We start from the raw sequence: 19,392 nt of genomic DNA on the forward strand, positions 1-19,392 counted from the left end.
TTTAAGAACGGAGAATATTTTTCATGGCTAACATGTTTGTGGATCAAATAAAAATTGAAGCCCATGCCGGAAAAGGCGGTAATGGGATGGTGGCTTTTCGGCGCGAAAAGTACGTTCCCAACGGTGGTCCAGCCGGTGGCGATGGTGGTCGCGGCGGCAGCATTATTTTAAAGGTCGATCCGGGCTTGCGAACCTTGATGGACTTTCGCTACCACCGGATTTTTAAGGCTAAAAATGGCCAAAACGGGATGAGCAAGCAGATGACGGGAGCAGCCGCCTCTGATCTGGTCGTGGCCGTGCCCGAGGGAACCACGGTACGCGATCTGGATACGGGTGCGATCATGGGTGATCTGACTCAGCCTGGCCAGGAATTGGTAATTGCCAAGGGCGGTCGTGGCGGTCGCGGCAACATTCACTTTGCCTCAGCCAAAAACCCAGCACCGGAAATTGCTGAAAATGGCGAGCCGGGTGAGGACCGCTACTTGGAACTAGAATTAAAGATGCTGGCCGATGTTGGGCTGATTGGTTTTCCATCCGTGGGCAAATCAACGCTGCTTTCGGTCGTTACTGGTGCTAAGCCTAAGATTGCCGCTTATGAATTTACAACGCTGGTGCCTAATCTAGGGATGGTCATGCTGCCGGACGGTCGTGATTTTGCAATGGCTGATATGCCTGGCCTGATCGAAGGCGCGTCGAAAGGGGTTGGCCTGGGCTTGACGTTCCTGCGTCATATCGAACGCACGCGGGTATTGCTGCACTTGATCGATATGGGCAGCCAGGACCCCGAACAGGCTATTGAACGCTATCATCAGATTAATCATGAGTTGGCCGCGTATGATCCGGAGCTGTTGAAACGCCCGCAGATCATTGTTGCTACCAAGATGGATCTGCCGGACGCTCAAGAAAACCTGGCGCACTTTAAGGAGATGCTTGCTCAAGACGATACGTTTGCTAAGATGCCGCCAGTCGTGCCAATCAGTGCGATTACGCATCAAGGCGTGCAGGGGCTGATGCAGATGACGGCGGATCTGCTTGATCAGACGCCAGCCTTTGACAGCGAGCACCATGACAAGCTGACAAGCGTCGAATATCGTGCTAAGGAAGCCGAACCAGACTTTACGATTACGCGTGACGATGACGGCACTTGGGTCTTAGGCGGCGAAAAACTGACGCGCCTGTTTAAGATGTCCAACCTTGATCATGAAGACGGTCAGCTGCGATTTGCTCGGCAGCTACGGCATATGGGCGTTGACGATGCATTGCGGGCTAAGGGCATCGAAAATGGGGATTTGGTACGAATTGAAAAGTTTGTTTTTGAATTTGTCCAATAATCGACGATAATAGAAGACAGAATAGGAAAATGATTTATGCAGATTGAATTCTTAGGAACCGGTGCCGGGTCGCCAAGTAAGCAGCGCAACGTTTCCAGCATTGCCTTAAAGCTGTTGGAAGAACGCAATGCAGTCTGGCTGTTTGACTGCGGTGAGGCTACTCAGCACCAGATCTTGCGGACGACGATTCGCCCCCGCAAGATTGAAAAAATTTTTATCAGCCATCTTCACGGTGACCATATTTTTGGCCTGCCGGGTCTGCTTAGCTCGCGATCGTTTCAAGGCGGCAATGAGCCATTGACGATCTATGGTCCCGTTGGTATCAAGGAGTTTGTCAAGACCGCGTTAAAAGTCAGCGAATCGCGTTTGAGCTATCCCTTGAAATTCGTTGAGCTGCGTGATGATGGCGAGATTTTTAGCGACAAGACGTTTACGGTTTATACCAAAAAGCTCAATCACAAGATCGCCTGCTTTGGCTATCGGGTGGTTGAGCATGATCATCCAGGCGAATTACAGGTCGAAAAGCTGCGGGCTGCCCAAGTACCATCAGGACCAATCTATGGGCAACTTAAAGCCGGTAAGGTCGTTGAGCTGCCGGATGGACGAGTGCTGGATGGACATGACTTTATCGGCGCGCCGCAAAAAGGTCGGGTGATTACGATTATCAGTGACACGCGTCATACGCCAGCGGCCATTGAACTGGCTAAGGATGCCGACGTCTTGATTCATGAGGGCACCTTTGCCAAGGACGAGACCAAGATGGCGCGCAGCTACTACCATTCAACCAGTGGTCAGGCGGCAATGACGGCAAAAAAGGCGCATGCTAAGAAACTGCTGCTGACGCACATCTCGGCACGCTATACCGGCAAAGCGGCCTATCAGCTGGCCTACCAGGTTCGCGATATATTCCCTGACACGCGCGTCGTTAATGATTTTGATATAGTTGACGTACCATTTAAATAGAGGTGATGGCAATGATGAAGCGAATGAAGGCATTACGGATGCTGCGCAATAAGGTTGTTTTGATTACTGGCGGATCCAGCGGCATTGGCAAAGAACTGGCTTTAGAAGCAGCTCGCCGCGGGGCAATCGTTGTGGTTTGCGCGCGTGATCTGGAAAAGCTCAATCAGGTTGCCCAGCAGTGCCTGATTCTTTCTGGTCGCCCATCATTTGCCTATCAGTTGGACGTTACGGATCCAGACCGAGTTGACGAGGTGTTGAACACGATTCGACACGAGGTTGGCGAGATTGATGTTTTGGTCAATGCTGCTGGGCTGGGCGACTTTACTGCGGTTAAAAGCCAGTCGCGCACGGTCATGAAACGCATGGTTGACGTCAACTTACTGGCATTGATGTATCTGAGCCGCTGCGTAGCTAAGCAGATGATGGATCAAGGCTTTGGCGCCATTATCAATCTAGGCTCTTTGGATGGCAAGATTCCGACCCCGAATGCGGCTGCCTATTCAGCAACCAAGGCTGGCGTGATTCAGTTCGACAATATTCTGCGCATGGAAGTAGCCGATTATGGCGTCCAGGTGTTGACAGTCAATCCAGGCCCGGTTGCCACGTCGTTTTTTGACAAGGCGGATCCTGACGGCAGCTATCTAAGCAAACTGCCGCGCTGGATGATCGTGCAGCCGGCGGAACTGGCTAAGCAGGTTTGGGCTCATGTTGGCTATGAGACCCGTGAGATCAACGTACCAGGCTGGACCTCCTGGCTTTCATGGGGCTATCAGGTGTGGCCAGGACTTGGCGATTGGGCAATCAAAAAGTTCTTTGACTATCAGCAGGACAAGCGCAGTCTATAAACAGACGACGACCGGGACTGAAACAGGTTCCGGTTGTCATGTTTTAAAGGAATGGTGAAATAATGGAAGCGCGCTATGCGTGGGAATTGTCCCAAAATAAAGACCAGCAGCTGGCAAAAGAGCTTCAAGAACAATGTCAGCTTTCACCGCTGCTGGCACAATTATTGGTCCAGCGCGGCATTGATTCGGTCCAGGCAGCCAAGCAGTACTTGGATCCTCAGTTGGCAGAGCTGCATGATCCGTTTGAGCTGCATGATATGCAAAAAGCAGTTGATCGAATTCAAGCCGCCGTTGCCAATGGTGAAAAGATCGTCGTCTATGGCGATTATGATGCAGATGGCATTACCAGTACGGCGGTTATGTATGAAACGCTGGATGAGGTGGGAGCTCAAGTCGAATTTTTTATTCCTAATCGGTTTACTGACGGCTATGGTCCCAATCTTGATGAATACCAGCGCTTGATTGATGGCGGTGCTCAGCTGATCGTTACGGTCGACAATGGCGTTTCCGGTGCCAAGGAGATTGAGTATGCCAATTCACGCGGCGTTGACGTTGTGATTACCGATCACCATGAATTGCCGGCCCAGCTGCCTGAAGCCGCCGCAATCGTTCATCCCAAGTTTCCTGGCAGTGAGTATCAAGGCGGTGATCTTTCGGGAGTCGGCGTTGCTTTTAAGACGGCCTGGGCACTGACGGAAGAGTTTCCCCAAGAGATGCTGGATCTGGTAGCAATTGGCGAATTGGCCGATCTGGTTGACGTTACCGGTGAAAATCGGGCATTGATTACCTGGGGCCTCAAGCAGCTGCGTCAGGGAATGCGGCCGGGACTCCATCAGCTGGTTAAACTGGCCAAGCTCAATGAGGATCGGCTGACTGATCAAGACGTCGGCTTTGGCATCGCACCCCGCTTGAATGCACTGGGTAGAATTGACGATGCCAGCGAAGGCGTGCTGCTTTTAACGACCATGGATGATCGCGAAGGCAAAGAGATTGCTCAAGAAGTCGAAAATGCCAACCAAACGCGCCAACAGCTGGTGGCAAAGATCACTGATGAGGCTTTAAAACAGGCCCGTTCAGCCGAAAATGCTGATCGATCGACGCTCGTGCTGCTTGGGCATGAATGGCATCAAGGCGTTTTAGGCATCGTTGCCAGTCGCGTTGTTGAAGAAACCGGCAAGCCCACGATTGTTGCCAGCGTTAATGATGGCGATGAGATTGTCAAGGGTTCTGGACGCAGTCGCGACGGTTTTGATCTATTTATGGCACTGCAAAAGCATCGTGATTTGATGACGGCATTTGGCGGTCATGCACAGGCATGCGGGATGTCATTTACCATTGACCAGGTTGATGAACTGCGGCAGGCCTTGGAACAGGAAGCCGTTGAGCAGGGACTTTTCGAAGCAGGATCGGCTAAACTGGAGCTGGCGGCTGAACTGGGACCTGATGACATCAACGAAGATCTTTATGATCAGCTGCAGTGTCTAGCGCCGTTTGGTCCCGGCAATCCAGAACCGGTTTTTGCAATTCATGCTGATCGAATCAACAACGTCAAAACAATGGGCAAGGCTCAGGAACATCTAAAGTTTGAGCTGCGGGGACAAAAACGCAGCGCGGCCGTGGTGGCGTTTGGCAAGGCTGAGCTGGCGCCATTGCTGCTGGCTGGCGTACCGGTGACGATCGCGGCTACGGTGGGGATTAATGAATGGCGTGGCAAGCGGACCGCGCAATTGATGCTAAAGGACATCCAAACGCAGGGGACGGCAATTCTGGATCAAAGAACGCGGCAGCTTTTGCCAAGCATGTTTACAGAAACCGGCTATTATGTCGCCTTTGATCAGACGCTGCGGGAAAATATTGCCGGTCATGCACAGGGGACGGTTTTAAGTCCACAGACGGCCGTCAAAACCGACTTTAAGGATCAGCAGGTGACGATCGTGGACTGTCCGCCAAGTTTAGAGATGCTCAGTTCGCTTTGGCAAAATGGTGGGCAGCCGGCAATGATTCGGCTGCTGCTTTGGGAAAGAAATCCAGTCCGCTTTGGTCTGCCGACGCGCCAGCAGTTTGCGGTTTTGTATCGTTTCTTGCGTCAGTATCCTAAGATTGCCAACTATCGCCAACAGCAGCCGGCAATGGCACGTTCGCTGCAGATGCCGGTTGAACAACTAAATTGGATGATTACGGTGTTTTATGAGGCAAAATTTGTTACAATAAACGATGGCGTTCTAAAGCTGGCGGATCATCCCGACCATGTTGATTTAGAACAGACGAAATGCTATCGTCAGCATGCAGCTCATCTGCAAAGCGATCAGGTGCTGCTGTATAGCGACACGCGCACGCTGCGAAAATACGTTGCTGACTGGCTGATAGCAAACGAATAAGGAGAATTTTAAATGGCTCTAGATCTTTATAAATATGTTGCAAGTATTCCTGACTACCCTGAAAAAGGAATCATCTTCCGAGACATCCTGCCGCTGATGGCAGATGGCGAGGCTTTTAAGCAGGCTACTGACGAAATCACGGCATTTGCTCGCGAACGGCAGGTTGACATGGTAGTTGGTCCTGAAGCGCGCGGCTTTATCGTTGGCTGTCCGGTTGCCTATGAATTAGGCGTTGGCTTTGCGCCAGCACGGAAGAAGGGTAAGCTGCCACGGGCAACGGTCAGTGCTTCTTACCAGCTGGAATATGGCGAGGCAACGCTGCAGATGGAAAACGACTCTGTTAAGCCTGGTCAGCGCGTTTTGGTAGTTGACGATCTGCTGGCTACTGGCGGTACGATTGGTGCTACGGTCGACATGGTTGAGCAAATGGGCGGCAAGGTCGTTGGTGCAGCTTTCTTGATTGAATTAAAAGAGCTGGAAGGCCGTAAGCATCTGCGCGGTATCGATACGAAGACGCTGATGGAATTTTAGTCGCTGATCGGTTGGTTTTTCGTACAAAAAGGGTCCAACGCTCATGGAGTGGAGGACCTTTTTATTGTCATACGGCTTTTTTATAATGATCATGCATCTGATCAGTCAAAAATCTCAAATTATGATTGAAATAAAGTACGATCCGTAAAAAATTATTGTAAAGTAGTAATGAAATAGATTTTTATTTAATGATTACAAAGGAGCTTTCCATGATTTTCTTAGTTGTATTCGGCGCACTGATGCTGATCTTGAGTGCCTTTTATCTGGTTAATTCCTGGCAGCAGTATCGCCAATGGGTAGTGCCAACGATCATGCTGGTGTTAAGTCTGGCAGCTACGGTTTATGGTACGATCAATCTGCCATATTGGCACCATAGTCAATCGGCACAGCAAACGACGAGTGTTGCCAGTTCAGGATCGTCGCTTAGTTCTGCGACCGATTCGAAAGCTGATTCAAGTTCAAGTTCTAGCTTCTCAGTCAATGGCGCTACCGCGGTCTTCAACCAGCAGGACAGCGGCGCCACTCAGGAACAAAAAGAAATGTATCTGCTGCGCCAACTGCAGAAAGCCTACAGTAAGATGGGGACTGTTAATTATGACAGCAGCTCAAAAACATATCAGATTATGCCAACCAATGAAAATACGGTTGAGGCCCTGAACTATATTGCGCAAAATCCCGATCAGGCCCAGCAGGCGGGGTGGTCGAATCTAACCAGCTCGCTTAATCAGACTTCGGCCCAGATTAAAAAAATCGTGGGGAGTGGCTACTCGCTGAGCATGATGAAGCCCAACGATGATCAGACGGCATTATATACCGCAAAGGATGGTAAACAGACTTATAGTATTGTCAATCAGTAAGAGGTGGGATAATGAAAAATCATGATCGATTGGTTTTGGTAACGGTGATTGCGTTTGGCTTGGCCATGCGTGCGCCCATCGTCACCATTCCATTGATAATTGATCAACTTGCTCGTCAGTTAAAAACGGCAGTCGGCAACCTCGGAATCTTGACAACCATTCCGCTGATAATGTTTTTGTTGTTCTCAATTGTTGCCGCTAAGGAAATGACTCGCTTTGGCCTGCGCAAAACCTTGAACTTTGGCTTGACGGCGCTGGTTTTAGGAGCACTGTTAAGACTTCATGTGACCTGGCCAATGCTTTTGGCGGGAACGATTTTGGTTGGGCTGGGAATTACCCATTTAAACGTTTTGACGCCTTCCGTGGTTGCCACGTATGAGCCCGATCACACCGCATTTTATACTACAGCTTATTCACTGGCGATTATGGTTGGTTCATCAGTATTCAGCCTGCTGACGCATCCGTTATCGAGTACTTTCGGCTGGTGGTCCGTCTTGGTCGTTTTATTAATGTTAACGATGTTTCCTTGGCTGATGTGGATACTTTTCAGGTTGCCGGTACCAGTACGTTCTCAAGCAAAGCGCGCTGATAATCAGTCAGTCAAATCAATTCATGAACCAGACCTAAAAACGACTGCCGCGCCGCTTTGGCAGAATCGATATGCGTGGTGCTGCCTGTTGATGTTTGGTACACAGTCGCTTATTAACTATACTTTAGTGGCCTGGCTGCCAGAATTGATGCGTTTTAATGGTATTTCTGGCGGTCAGATCAGTATTGTCTTGGCAATGTATTCAGCAGCAGGCATGCCGGTGTCATTGCTGCTGCCCCGTTTTCTTGAAACAGCCACGTATCGAAGCCAGATCGTAATGTCGATCGTGGTTGGACTGTTGACGCTGTTGGCGGCCGTTTTGATGTTTTGGCAGTCGTCCATGCCACTTGTTTACTGGTATTATTTGTCAATCATTACTGGTGCAATGACGGCTTTTTACTTCATTATGGCGCTAACGACTTTTCCACTTAAGACGATTTCACCAACCCGAACGGCACAGCTTTCCGGTTTGACGCAAAGTGGCGGTTATCTGATAGCATCGTTTGGTCCAGCGCTTTATGGTCTGGCTTTTAAAAGCAGTCCGCTGGGAATCATGCAGATTTGGTGTTTTGCCATCGTCATCGCTTTATGTACTTTGGCTAGTTTTGTGGTTATCAAAATGCCAAAAATCTAAAAATAAACTCAAAAACAGTGGTTGTTTCGACCGCTGTTTTTTTAATGCCTTGACGAATTTTAAGCTAGTCGCTAAACTGGAAAAAATTTTAAAAGGGAATGATTAGAATGCTTAAAATTGATGGCCATACCCATACTGAGCTTTGTCCCCACGGCAGTCACGAGAGCACGCGGGCGATGGTTGAACGCGCCATTGAGCTTGGCTTTGACGAATATTGGATTACTGAGCACGCACCCATGCCAAAAGATTTTGTTCAACGGTTTGCCGGTCCAGCCGATGATTGGCAAACGGAAGGACTCAGCTGGGAGCAGGTTGACGACTATCTAAACTTAGCTGAGCAGCTGCAAAGTGAATACGCCGATCAGATCAAGATCAGTATCGGTTTTGAGATTGAGTATCTGGCGGGCTTTGAAGAAACAACGCGCGCCTTTTTGGATCAATACGGAAAAAATACCCAGCACAACATCTTATCGGTGCATTATCTTCAGGATGATCAAGGAAAATTTTGGGGGATTGACTACTCCACAGATGAGCTGCAGGCTGGGTTTGCCAATGAGCTGAAGACGCCGCAGCTGCTGTATCAGCGTTATTTAAAAACGGTCTTGGCCAGTGCCCGCTGCGATTTGGGAAGTTTTAGTCCCGATAAGCTCGGCCATATCAGTCTGATCAAAAAATATCAAGATTATTTCAGTCTGCCGGAAGCTTTTGATCAGTCATGTCAGCGGCTGATTGATGAGATCATGGCCACTGCCCGCAAACGGCAGCTGAGCTTGGATTTTAATTCGGCTGGTCTTTACAAAAAATACTGCAATGATTTTTACCCCGGCAGTCAGATTGCATTGGCAGCATTAAATGCCGAAGTACCGTTGATTTTTGGGTCGGATGCGCATAGTGTTGATGAGGTTGGTCGTGGCTGGCACGGTATGAAAAATTTTTTAAAAGTTCTTGACACTCTTAAAAGATGAGAATAATATAACTACAACACCAAATGAATCTCATTATTTTTTAATGGTAATGAACCGGAGAGTAGCTATCGTGGATTATTAAGAGAGTCTCGCAAAGTTGGGAAGAGATTGATTGCGATAGTGAACCACACCGGTGAGCCGACCAGCTGAAAGGTTATAAGTAGGCTGTTCCGGGACCACTCGTTATCAGGGCTGAATTTTATCCAGCATGAGGATCGTTTCGCAAGGGGCGATCGAATTTGAGGTGGGACCACGCGAAAAGCGTCCTCTTTGTCCAGATAGGCAGAGAGGACGCTTTTTTATATAAAAAATAAATGAGTAAAAAATGAGAGGAGGCATTATCATGATGAGCAGCATTGCTTTACCAGCTGGCTTGCGTGATCAGTTTGGCACGGAGGCAGAATCAAAGGATCAAATCAGTGCCTGGCTGATGAAAAATCTGCGCAATCGTGGCTATCGACGTATTATTACGCCAATCGTGGAACGGCGGGATCTGTTTGCCGAGTTCAATATGCAAAGCGAGCAGTATCGGGTAATTGATCCGGCTGGCGATGAGCTGGTCTTGAGGCCGGATCTGACGTTGCCGGTTGCCCGGTTTCTGGCGACGACCAGCGTTAAGCTCCCCCAAAAGATTTATTATCTGGGCGAGCGGTTTCAAGCGGCACCTGAGCTTTCAGGCGGGCAAAGCGAGCAGACGCAGGCTGGCATCGAATTGATCGGCTATGGTTCATTGAAAGCAGAAATGGAAGGCGTGATCTTAATGCATCAGCTGAACCGCCACCTGCTGGACAACCAGTTAACGATTGAGCTGGGACATGCCAGACTGGTCGATACGATCCTTGATGCACTTGAACTGGATGAAGAACTGCAGCAGCAATTGGCCCAGGCACTTTATCATAAAAACTTTCCGGCCTATGAAAAACTGCTCAAACAGGTTGATGCCCCCCAGACAATGCCGTTTCTGCGCAAATGGCCATGGCTGTTTGGCACGCTGGCGGAGGTCAACGACATGCTGGCAGAAGTCAAGGTTCCTGAGCCGGCTCGTCGGCTGCTTGATCAGCTCAAGACGGTGGCTGAATTCGCTGGTGAGCTGGCTGATCAGCAGGTAATTGTCGATCTCAGCAGTGCGGTGCCGCAAAAATACTATACGGGTATCATTATGAAAGGCTATGTGGAAAAGACGACCGGTGCCTATTTGATCAGCGGTGGACGCTACAACCGCCTTTTGGCCAACTTTCAGTCACAGTTGGAGCCCGCGGTTGGCTTGGGAATCAACATTGACGCCTTGGCCGAGGCGACAGCACTCAAACCTGTCAAAAAACAGCCGGTCTTTGTCTACGCGCCGTTTGAGCTTCTCGGACAGGCAGCGGCACTGGTTGAAAAGCATGGCAACTACTCGCTGGCTTTGGCTGATTCGTTGCAGGAGGCTCAGCAGCAGGCCCAAACAGCGGGAGCGAAACTGGTCGCCTTGGATGCTGAAAAGGGGATGAAGGAATGCTGAGAATCGCGCTGACCAAAGGAAGAGTTGAAAAGAAGTTCATTCCGCTTTTGCAAAGATGCAATATTGACTGTCAGCCCTTGATCGATAAGCAGCGCCGCTTAATTATCAATCTGGGTGATCAGTATCAGATCATTCTGGTTAAAGGTGAAGACGTCTGCACCTATCTAAGAAAAGGAGCAGTTGATCTGGGCGTGGTTGGCAGCGATGTTTTGGAAGAACAAGGTGCCGATGAGCAGGTAAACGAGCTGCTTGATTTAAACACTGGCCGCTGTCAGTTTATCGTCGCCTCAAAAAGCGATTTTGACTGGAACCAGCCCCGCCGCAAGGTAATTGGCACCAAGTATCCCAACGTGGCGCGCCGCTGGTTTGCCAGCCAAGGCGAAGACGTCGAGATCATCAAGATTGCCGGCTCGGTTGAACTGGCACCACTGACTGGCTTGGCCGATGCCATCGTTGACCTGACTGAGACTGGAACGACGCTGCGGGTTAATCACTTAGTCGTTCATGACTGGTTGGACGTAATCACGAGCCGGCTGGTGGCTAATCCGGTTGCTTTAAAGCAGAAGCGTGATGAGATATTTACATTGACGAATCAATTAAGACAGGCAATGGAGGAAGAGTATGATGAAGATTTACGAAAAGTCACTGAATGAAATGAAAAAAATCGTTGCTCGCTACACTGAACAAACCATTGATTTTGAAATCGAAAAGACCGTCAGCGAGATTATTCAAAATGTAGCACAAAACGGTGATCAAGCAGTTCGCGACTATGAGCGCAAGTTTGATAATGTCAACCTGGCAGATTTTTCCATTCCGGCCTTTCAGCTTGACCAGGCCTTGGATTCAATCGATGAAGACTTACGGGCGGCTTTGGAACTGGCTAAGCAAAACATTACCAGTTTCCACAAACAAGAAATTGAAAACAGCTTTGTTGACGTCAGCACACCAGGAATCATGCGCGGTGAAAAAATTACGCCGTTGGCCAGCGTGGGACTATATGTGCCAGGCGGAACGGCAGCCTATCCTTCAACTATTCTGATGTGCGGCATTCCGGCTAAGCTGGCTGGAGTTAAACGAATTGTAATGGTAACGCCACCACAGCCAGCTGGGATCAATCCGGCGGTCTTGGCAGCTGCCCGACTGGCCGGGGTTGATGAGGTCTATCAGGTTGGCGGTGCTCAGGCCATTGCTGCTTTAGCCTATGGCACGGAAACCATTCCTGCTGTCGATAAGATTATGGGACCTGGCAACATCTTCGTGGCAACGGCCAAGAAGCAGGTGTTTGGCAAGGTAGCCATTGATATGGTGGCTGGTCCGTCTGAAATCGGTATTCTGGCTGATGAAAGTGCCAATGCTAAAGAAATCGCGGCTGATCTTTTGTCACAGGCTGAACACGACAAGCGAGCCCGGGCCATGCTGATCACCAACAGTAAGCCGCTGGCCGAAGCCGTTTCTAAAGAGGTCGATCGTCAATTGAACACTTTGCCGCGTCAAGCGATTGCCCGGACTTCCATTGAGGATCGCGGTTTTATTGCGGTGATGGAAAATACGGCTGAGATGTTTGAGCTGATGAACGACGTGGCTCCTGAACACTTAGAGGTCCAATTGGCAAATCCAACGCAGTACTTGGGTCTGATCAAAAATGCCGGCTCAGTGTTCCTGGGCCGCTATGCCAGCGAGCCTTTGGGAGATTACGTTGCCGGACCAAACCACGTGCTGCCGACTGGTGGAACGGCGCGGTTTGCCTCACCGCTGGGGGTTTATGATTTTGTCAAGCGGACTCAGTTTATTCAGTTTGATCGTCAAAATCTTAAAGCCGATCTGAAAGCTATCACCAAGCTGGCGCGTACGGAAGGGTTAGAAGCCCACGCCCGCGCTATTGAAGCCAGATTTGACAAGGAGGACTGATCAGATGCGCAAGGCAACGATAAACCGAGCTACGAAAGAAACACAGATCAAAGTCGCATTGAATCTTGACGATCAAAGTCAGGTTGCCATTAATACCGGCGTGGGCTTTTTTGATCACATGCTGGAGCTGTTTGCCAAGCACGGCCGCTTTGGTCTGGTCGTGGAGGTCAAAGGCGATTTGAATGTTGATGCTCATCACACGGTCGAAGATACCGGCATCGTCTTAGGTCAGTGCTTTAAAGAAGCGTTGGGCGACAAGGCGCAGATTGAGCGTTATGGCAATGCTTTTGTGCCGATGGATGAGACGCTGGCACAAGTGACGGTTGATTTAAGCGGGCGTTCCTATCTGGTATTTGATGCCGAGCTGACCAATCCGCGGCTGGGTGCCTATGAAACGGAAATTACCGAGGATTTCTTCCAGGCACTGGCCTTTAATGCCGAGATGAACCTGCACGCCAGAGTATTATATGGCCGCAACACGCACCACAAGATTGAAGGATTGTTCAAGGCAACGGCCCGTGCAATGCGGCAAGCGGTCACGATCAATCCAGCCATTCAAGGAGTTAACTCAACCAAGGGGATGATTTGATGATCGCGGTAATCGATTATGGAGCAGGCAACGTCTTTAACGTGCTCAAGGCCTGCCAGTATTTGGGCCAAAAAGCTGAGCTGACGGCTGACCCGCAAAAAATTTCGCAGGCTGACGTGGTGCTGTTTCCAGGCGTGGGAGCATTTGGCGCTGCAATGACGCGTTTAAAAGAAACCGGCCTGGATCAAGTAATTAAAAGCACGGTTGCCAATGGGACGCCATTTTTGGGTATTTGCCTGGGCATGCAGCTCTTGTTTGACTCGTCAACCGAATTTGGCAGTGCAGCCGGCCTGGGCTTGATTCCCGGGCAGGTCGTGCGGATTCCCGATGATGATGGGCAAAGGATCGTTCCGCAGGTGGGCTGGAATCAAAACAAGCTGCAACAGTCGGAAAGCATCTTTAAGTCAATCGATCAGCAGTATACCTATTTTGTTCATTCCTATTATGCCAAGTGTGCTGATGAATATATCGTATCAACGGTTGACTATGGCGTGGCCGTGCCGGCGATCGTTCAAAAAGACAACGTTTACGGTTTCCAGTTTCACCCTGAAAAAAGCGGTCAAGTCGGGTTGAAACTGCTGCAAACCTTTTTTGAAAAGGCGGTGAGAGCATGATCTATCCAGCAATTGATCTTCAAAACGGCAGCAGCGTGCGGCTCTATCAAGGCGACTTCAAACAAGAAACGCTGGTCAGTGCCGATCCAATCAGACAGGCGCGCTTGATCAGAGAAGCCGGGATCGGTGGGCTGCATCTGGTGGATCTGGATGGCGCTAAAACTGGCCAGCCGCAGAATTTTGAACTGGTAAGTCAGATCGTTAAGGTGTTTGCCGGTGAAACTGAAATTGGCGGTGGCATTCGAAACGAGCAGACGATCAGACGCTACCTAAAAAGCGGGGTTGATCGCGTCATTCTTGGTTCCGTAGCTCTAAAAGATCCTAAATTTACCAAGCAGATGCTGGAAAAATTCGGCAGTCGAGCAATTACGATCGGCGTTGACGGCCGCAACGGTCAAGTAGCGACTGATGGCTGGCTCAATCAGTCCACGACTTCAATGGCTGATCTGATTGCGGCGATGACTGATGCTGGGGCCAAACGCTTTATCGTTACTGACACGGCAACAGATGGTACGCTGACGGGACCGAATATTGAGCTGCTTGAAGGACTGCAGCAAAAGTTTCCCGAAGTACGGATTGTGGCCTCAGGCGGCGTTGGCAGTCTTGCTGATCTGAAAAAGCTTAAGCAGGCTGGGTTAAAAGACGTGATCGTTGGCAAGGCGATTGCAGCGGGCAAGGTAACCTTAGAGCAGATTGCGGAGGTGAATGAGGATGCTGGCTAAACGAATCATTCCGTGTCTGGACGTAGCTGACGGACGGGTGAAAAAAGGCGTTCATTTCGTCAACTTAAAAGATGTCGGCGATCCGGTTGCAATTGCAGCAGCATATGAAAAGCAAGGTGCTGATGAGCTGGTTTTTTTGGATATCACTGCAACCAATGAAAAGCGGCAGACCATGAGCAGCGTGGTTGAGGCGGTTTCCAAACAAGTCTTCATGCCGCTAACGGTTGGCGGCGGCATCAAAAATCTGGCCGACATGGAGCGCCTGTTAAAAGCGGGGGCTGATAAAACCGCGATCAACTCGGCAGCGGTTGCCAATCCAGCATTGATCAGCCAGGGTGCCGAACGCTTTGGCAGTCAAGCCGTGGTAGTGGCGATTGATGTTCGCTGGGATCCAGCAGCCGGCAAATACTTTGTCTATACGCATGGCGGTCAGCAAAAAACGGATCTTGAGGCAGTTGCCTGGGCTAAAAAAGCCGTTGAGCTGGGCGCTGGCGAACTGCTGATAACCAGCATGGACTGCGATGGGACCAAAGATGGCTTTGATCTCAAGCTCTACCAGACGATTGGCCGGGTCGTCAACGTGCCGATCATTGCTTCTGGCGGGGCCGGTAAAATCCAGGACTTTGTTGATGTCTTTAAGCAGACGCCAGTGACGGGAGCTTTGGCCGCCTCAGTCTTTCACTTTAAAGAGCTGACGATTCCCCAAGTTAAGCAAGTGTTGGATAAGGAAGGGGTGCCGGTTCGTCAATGAAACCCGATTTTTCAAAAATGAATGGTCTGCTGACGACGGTGGTGGTTGATGTCAATACCAAAGCCGTTTTGATGGTGGCCTGGATGAATGAAAAAAGCTTTCAAAAAACGCTGGCCAGTGGCGAGACGTGGTTTTGGTCTCGTTCCCGTCAAGAACTCTGGCATAAGGGAGCTACCAGCGGCAATACGCAGCGGGTGGTCAGCATGACGCTTGACTGTGACGGCGATACGCTTTTAGTAGCGGTTGATCCTAAAGGGCCAGCCTGTCATACCGGACGATACAGCTGCTTTTTTAATCCAATTGAAATCATGAAAGAAGGCAATGCTAATGACACAGCAGAATCTTGATGAACTTTATGAACTGGTTAAACAACGGAAAGAAAATCCAATTGATGGTTCGTACACTGACTATCTCTTTAAAAAAGGCCTGGATAAGATCTTGAAAAAAGTCGGCGAGGAAACGACTGAGGTCATCGTCGCCGCCAAAAACAGCGACCCGGCTGAACTGCAGTACGAAACGGCTGATCTGCTGTATCATTTAATGGTCCTGCTCGTTGAATGCGATCTGCCATTTGAAAAAATCAAAGAAGAGCTGGGCTCGCGCGTTGGTCAGATGAGCCAGTTTAAGGATCGTGCCCCAATCAAAAAACTTTAGAGGTGATACGATGAAGGAAACGATTAAGCAACTGGCAAGCTATGTACCGCCAACGCCGACGGAAACGATTGCCAAACGATATGGTCTTAGCCGCGTTGCCAAGCTTTCAGCCAATGAAAATCCATATGGGACCTCGCCTAAGGTTGCCGCGGCGGTTATTGATGCCGTGGAGCAGGGAAGCGGCAATTGGTATCCAGATGGCAATGTAACCGCGCTGCGAGAAATGATTGCTCAAAAACTGGCCGTTAAAGCAGAAAATATCGTCTTTGGCTGTGGCCTGGATGAAATCATTACCTTGGTTTCAAGAGTCTTTTTGGAATCAGGAGATGAGGTCTTGGTTGCTGAGCCAACGTTTTCCGAATACGGTCTCAATGCTCAGATCGAAGGCGCGACCGTCAAAAGCGTGCCTGTTGACTCGCAAAGCGGCGCCAATGATTTGAATGCTTTTTTAAACAACATTACGTCAAATACCAAAATGATTTGGCTGTGCAATCCTAACAATCCGACCGGTGGATATAATCAAACCGCTGCTCTGCGTGATTTTATGACTCAGGTTCCCAAAGACGTTTTGGTGCTGATCGATGAGGCATATATCGATTTCGTCAGGTCAGCGCAACCAGCCTCGGCACTGCCGCTGCTCAAAGAGTTTGACAACGTGGCTGTTTTAAGGACCTTCTCCAAGATCTATGGACTGGCCGGCTATCGGATTGGCTATATTATCGTCGATGATCAGTGGGCACGCTATCTGCAGACGGTGCGCCTGCCATATAACTTGAATACGCTGTCGCAGGTCGCGGCCCAGGCAGCATTTGCTGATCAAGAGTTTGTCGAGCAGGTCGCGGTTAAAAATGCTCAAGAGCGTGATAAATGGGAGACGTTTTTAAAACAGCACCATGTTTTCTACTATCCTAGCCAGGCTAACTTCATCTACTTTAAGCTGCCGGGTGCCGATCAGCTGGCTAAACGATTCTTGGAAAATGGCTACCAGATTCGCACCGGATTTGCTGATGACTGGCTGCGAGTCACGATTGGTCTGCCAAATGACAATCTAGCGATGCAGCAGATTATGGCTGATTTTTTAAATTAAGCGTGCGATGAACTGCCTTGTTTAAGCAAGGCAGTTTTTCTGCTGTTAATTGAAAAATAGACTGACTGATTGAACGACTATCCTTAAAATGATTAGATATCGGTTTTTAGGATGGCAAATCGAGCCTGTCTTAAGTGATCTTTAAACGGATTGTTGGATCGATGCTTCTGACAAAAGCCATTAGTCGATCGGTGGTGTCGCATCCATGCAGTTGATTCTTTTTAAATAAAACCAACAGCATTGGTAATAGTTTATGAATTGATGCAACAGCGGCCTTCTTATGACTCATAGTCTTGGAAGATCGCTGTTTGCTTTTTTGCAGGACGGTTCTATTTGAAAAAGCGATGATTTGTTCTTAAATATTGCCAAAAAGTTCAACATTTTCTTGATTAACAAATGGTTTCTTTGATTATTGTTCATGTTTCTTAAATAAATAAAAAAGTTTTATTTTTGTCGTTGACATTTACTTGCAATCTCGGTATATTAGATAACGTTGTCGCGGCGATAAGTTGCTGATCACTTAAAATTGGTGACTTTTCGCATAATTGTCAAGATAAGTTAATTAAAAAAGTTCTTGACATGTAGTTGACAATTTGTTAAACTAATTAAGTCGCTTGCTCAAAATGAGTGAGCAACGGTAGACCTTTGAAAACTGAATACAGTTTCGACGAACACAAATGTGCAGGGTCATCAATCATTACGATTGATGCAAAAACATTTGCGAAGTCAATTCGCTTAATTTAAATTTGAGCTTTTCAAGTTCTTATATTTTATATGAGAGTTTGATCCTGGCTCAGGATGAACGCCGGCGGTGTGCCTAATACATGCAAGTCGAACGCGTTGGCCCAACTGATTGGACGTGCTTGCACGGACTTGACGTTGGTTTACCAGCGAGTGGCGGACGGGTGAGTAACACGTAGGTAACCTGCCCCAAAGCGGGGGATAACATTTGGAAACAGATGCTAATACCGCATAACAATTTGAATCGCATGATTCAAATTTAAAAGATGGTTTCGGCTATCACTTTGGGATGGACCTGCGGCGCATTAGCTTGTTGGTAGGGTAACGGCCTACCAAGGCTGTGATGCGTAGCCGAGTTGAGAGACTGATCGGCCACAATGGAACTGAGACACGGTCCATACTCCTACGGGAGGCAGCAGTAGGGAATCTTCCACAATGGGCGCAAGCCTGATGGAGCAACACCGCGTGAGTGAAGAAGGGTTTCGGCTCGTAAAGCTCTGTTGTTAGAGAAGAACGTGCGTGAGAGCAACTGTTCACGCAGTGACGGTATCTAACCAGAAAGTCACGGCTAACTACGTGCCAGCAGCCGCGGTAATACGTAGGTGGCAAGCGTTATCCGGATTTATTGGGCGTAAAGCGAGCGCAGGCGGTTTGATAAGTCTGATGTGAAAGCCTTTGGCTTAACCAAAGAAGTGCATCGGAAACTGTCAGACTTGAGTGCAGAAGAGGACAGTGGAACTCCATGTGTAGCGGTGGAATGCGTAGATATATGGAAGAACACCAGTGGCGAAGGCGGCTGTCTGGTCTGCAACTGACGCTGAGGCTCGAAAGCATGGGTAGCGAACAGGATTAGATACCCTGGTAGTCCATGCCGTAAACGATGAGTGCTAGGTGTTGGAGGGTTTCCGCCCTTCAGTGCCGCAGCTAACGCATTAAGCACTCCGCCTGGGGAGTACGACCGCAAGGTTGAAACTCAAAGGAATTGACGGGGGCCCGCACAAGCGGTGGAGCATGTGGTTTAATTCGAAGCTACGCGAAGAACCTTACCAGGTCTTGACATCTTGCGCCAACCCTAGAGATAGGGCGTTTCCTTCGGGAACGCAATGACAGGTGGTGCATGGTCGTCGTCAGCTCGTGTCGTGAGATGTTGGGTTAAGTCCCGCAACGAGCGTAACCCTTGTTACTAGTTGCCAGCATTCAGTTGGGCACTCTAGTGAGACTGCCGGTGACAAACCGGAGGAAGGTGGGGACGACGTCAGATCATCATGCCCCTTATGACCTGGGCTACACACGTGCTACAATGGACGGTACAACGAGTCGCGAACTCGCGAGGGCAAGCTAATCTCTTAAAACCGTTCTCAGTTCGGACTGCAGGCTGCAACTCGCCTGCACGAAGTCGGAATCGCTAGTAATCGCGGATCAGCATGCCGCGGTGAATACGTTCCCGGGCCTTGTACACACCGCCCGTCACACCATGAGAGTTTGCAACACCCAAAGTCGGTGGGGTAACCCTTCGGGGAGCTAGCCGCCTAAGGTGGGGCAGATGATTAGGGTGAAGTCGTAACAAGGTAGCCGTAGGAGAACCTGCGGCTGGATCACCTCCTTTCTAAGGAATTAATCGGAAACCTGCACATTCGTTGAAACTGCGTTCAGTTTTGAGGGGTCTACCCTCAGCTTGTACTTTGAAAACTAAATAATATTTATTTCTTTATTCACAATTAAACCGAGAACA

Annotated in this window: 18 protein-coding genes, 1 rRNA gene and 1 other annotated feature; all 19 genes read left to right on the plus strand. The window is 49.3% G+C overall.

Features of this window, described 5'->3' with window-relative positions; translation table 11 throughout:
- Positions 1-23 precede the first annotated feature (23 nt).
- The 19 genes from obgE (at position 24) to H0G69_RS03195 (ending at position 19,266) form a co-directional block, all read left to right on the plus strand.
- Complete coding sequence (gene obgE, locus H0G69_RS03105) at positions 24-1,331, plus strand: GTPase ObgE (protein ID WP_006499753.1); 1,308 nt, start codon at positions 24-26, stop codon at positions 1,329-1,331.
- A gap of 36 nt (positions 1,332-1,367) precedes the next feature.
- Positions 1,368-2,294 carry a ribonuclease Z gene (gene rnz, locus H0G69_RS03110; RefSeq protein WP_006499754.1) on the plus strand — a complete coding sequence of 309 codons (927 nt, stop codon included), beginning with the start codon at positions 1,368-1,370 and terminating at the stop codon, positions 2,292-2,294.
- A gap of 11 nt (positions 2,295-2,305) precedes the next feature.
- Positions 2,306-3,139 (plus strand): SDR family NAD(P)-dependent oxidoreductase, encoded by an 834-nt coding sequence (locus tag H0G69_RS03115; RefSeq protein ID WP_180305144.1) that lies wholly within the window; start codon positions 2,306-2,308, stop codon positions 3,137-3,139.
- Positions 3,140-3,201: 62 nt separating this feature from the next.
- Positions 3,202-5,517, plus strand: a complete 2,316-nt coding sequence (gene recJ / locus H0G69_RS03120) for a single-stranded-DNA-specific exonuclease RecJ (RefSeq protein ID WP_240164365.1) — start codon at positions 3,202-3,204, stop codon at positions 5,515-5,517.
- Between the two features lie 12 nt (positions 5,518-5,529).
- Positions 5,530-6,048, plus strand: a complete 519-nt coding sequence (locus tag H0G69_RS03125) for an adenine phosphoribosyltransferase (protein WP_006499757.1) — start codon at positions 5,530-5,532, stop codon at positions 6,046-6,048.
- 209 nt (positions 6,049-6,257) lie between these two features.
- Entirely contained in the window at positions 6,258-6,905 is a 648-nt protein-coding gene (locus H0G69_RS03130) for a DUF308 domain-containing protein (RefSeq protein ID WP_180305145.1), read from the plus strand.
- An 11-nt stretch (positions 6,906-6,916) separates the two neighbouring features.
- The gene (locus H0G69_RS03135; RefSeq protein WP_180305146.1) at positions 6,917-8,128 is read left to right on the plus strand and encodes an MFS transporter; all 1,212 of its coding nucleotides are present in this window, start codon (positions 6,917-6,919) and stop codon (positions 8,126-8,128) included.
- Positions 8,129-8,235: 107 nt separating this feature from the next.
- On the plus strand, positions 8,236-9,093 hold the full coding sequence (hisJ, locus tag H0G69_RS03140; protein WP_180305147.1) for a histidinol-phosphatase HisJ: 858 nt from the start codon (positions 8,236-8,238) through the stop codon (positions 9,091-9,093).
- A gap of 40 nt (positions 9,094-9,133) precedes the next feature.
- Positions 9,134-9,365 (plus strand) — a binding site (T-box leader).
- 71 nt (positions 9,366-9,436) lie between these two features.
- The gene (locus H0G69_RS03145) at positions 9,437-10,594 is read left to right on the plus strand and encodes an ATP phosphoribosyltransferase regulatory subunit (RefSeq protein WP_180305148.1); all 1,158 of its coding nucleotides are present in this window, start codon (positions 9,437-9,439) and stop codon (positions 10,592-10,594) included.
- On the plus strand, positions 10,588-11,247 hold the full coding sequence (hisG, locus tag H0G69_RS03150; protein ID WP_006499762.1) for an ATP phosphoribosyltransferase: 660 nt from the start codon (positions 10,588-10,590) through the stop codon (positions 11,245-11,247). Before H0G69_RS03145 ends, hisG begins: the two co-directional genes overlap by 7 nt.
- A complete protein-coding gene (gene hisD, locus H0G69_RS03155; protein WP_180305382.1) occupies positions 11,219-12,502 on the plus strand; it encodes a histidinol dehydrogenase in 1,284 nt (427 codons plus the stop codon). Before hisG ends, hisD begins: the two co-directional genes overlap by 29 nt.
- A 4-nt stretch (positions 12,503-12,506) precedes the next feature.
- Positions 12,507-13,091 carry an imidazoleglycerol-phosphate dehydratase HisB gene (gene hisB, locus H0G69_RS03160; protein WP_006499764.1) on the plus strand — a complete coding sequence of 195 codons (585 nt, stop codon included), beginning with the start codon at positions 12,507-12,509 and terminating at the stop codon, positions 13,089-13,091.
- A complete protein-coding gene (hisH, locus tag H0G69_RS03165; protein ID WP_180305149.1) occupies positions 13,091-13,705 on the plus strand; it encodes an imidazole glycerol phosphate synthase subunit HisH in 615 nt (204 codons plus the stop codon). The genes hisB and hisH overlap by 1 nt, the downstream gene beginning before the upstream one ends.
- Entirely contained in the window at positions 13,702-14,427 is a 726-nt protein-coding gene (hisA, locus tag H0G69_RS03170; protein WP_180305150.1) for a 1-(5-phosphoribosyl)-5-[(5-phosphoribosylamino)methylideneamino]imidazole-4-carboxamide isomerase, read from the plus strand. Before hisH ends, hisA begins: the two co-directional genes overlap by 4 nt.
- Positions 14,417-15,178 carry an imidazole glycerol phosphate synthase subunit HisF gene (gene hisF / locus H0G69_RS03175; RefSeq protein WP_180305151.1) on the plus strand — a complete coding sequence of 254 codons (762 nt, stop codon included), beginning with the start codon at positions 14,417-14,419 and terminating at the stop codon, positions 15,176-15,178. Before hisA ends, hisF begins: the two co-directional genes overlap by 11 nt.
- Positions 15,175-15,525: a phosphoribosyl-AMP cyclohydrolase gene (gene hisI, locus H0G69_RS03180; protein WP_033935685.1), complete on the plus strand. Its 351-nt coding sequence runs from the start codon at positions 15,175-15,177 to the stop codon at positions 15,523-15,525. The genes hisF and hisI overlap by 4 nt, the downstream gene beginning before the upstream one ends.
- Positions 15,506-15,832, plus strand: coding sequence for a phosphoribosyl-ATP diphosphatase (gene hisE, locus H0G69_RS03185; protein ID WP_033935686.1), 327 nt, complete (start codon positions 15,506-15,508; stop codon positions 15,830-15,832). Before hisI ends, hisE begins: the two co-directional genes overlap by 20 nt.
- Before the next feature lie 10 nt (positions 15,833-15,842).
- On the plus strand, positions 15,843-16,919 hold the full coding sequence (hisC, locus tag H0G69_RS03190; RefSeq protein ID WP_180305152.1) for a histidinol-phosphate transaminase: 1,077 nt from the start codon (positions 15,843-15,845) through the stop codon (positions 16,917-16,919).
- A gap of 770 nt (positions 16,920-17,689) precedes the next feature.
- Positions 17,690-19,266 (plus strand): 16S ribosomal RNA (locus H0G69_RS03195).
- The last annotated feature ends 126 nt before the right edge of the window (positions 19,267-19,392 follow it).

The sequence above is a fragment of the Limosilactobacillus mucosae genome, from assembly GCF_013423865.1.
In the GTDB taxonomy this organism is placed as follows: Bacteria; Bacillota; Bacilli; order Lactobacillales; family Lactobacillaceae; genus Limosilactobacillus; species Limosilactobacillus mucosae.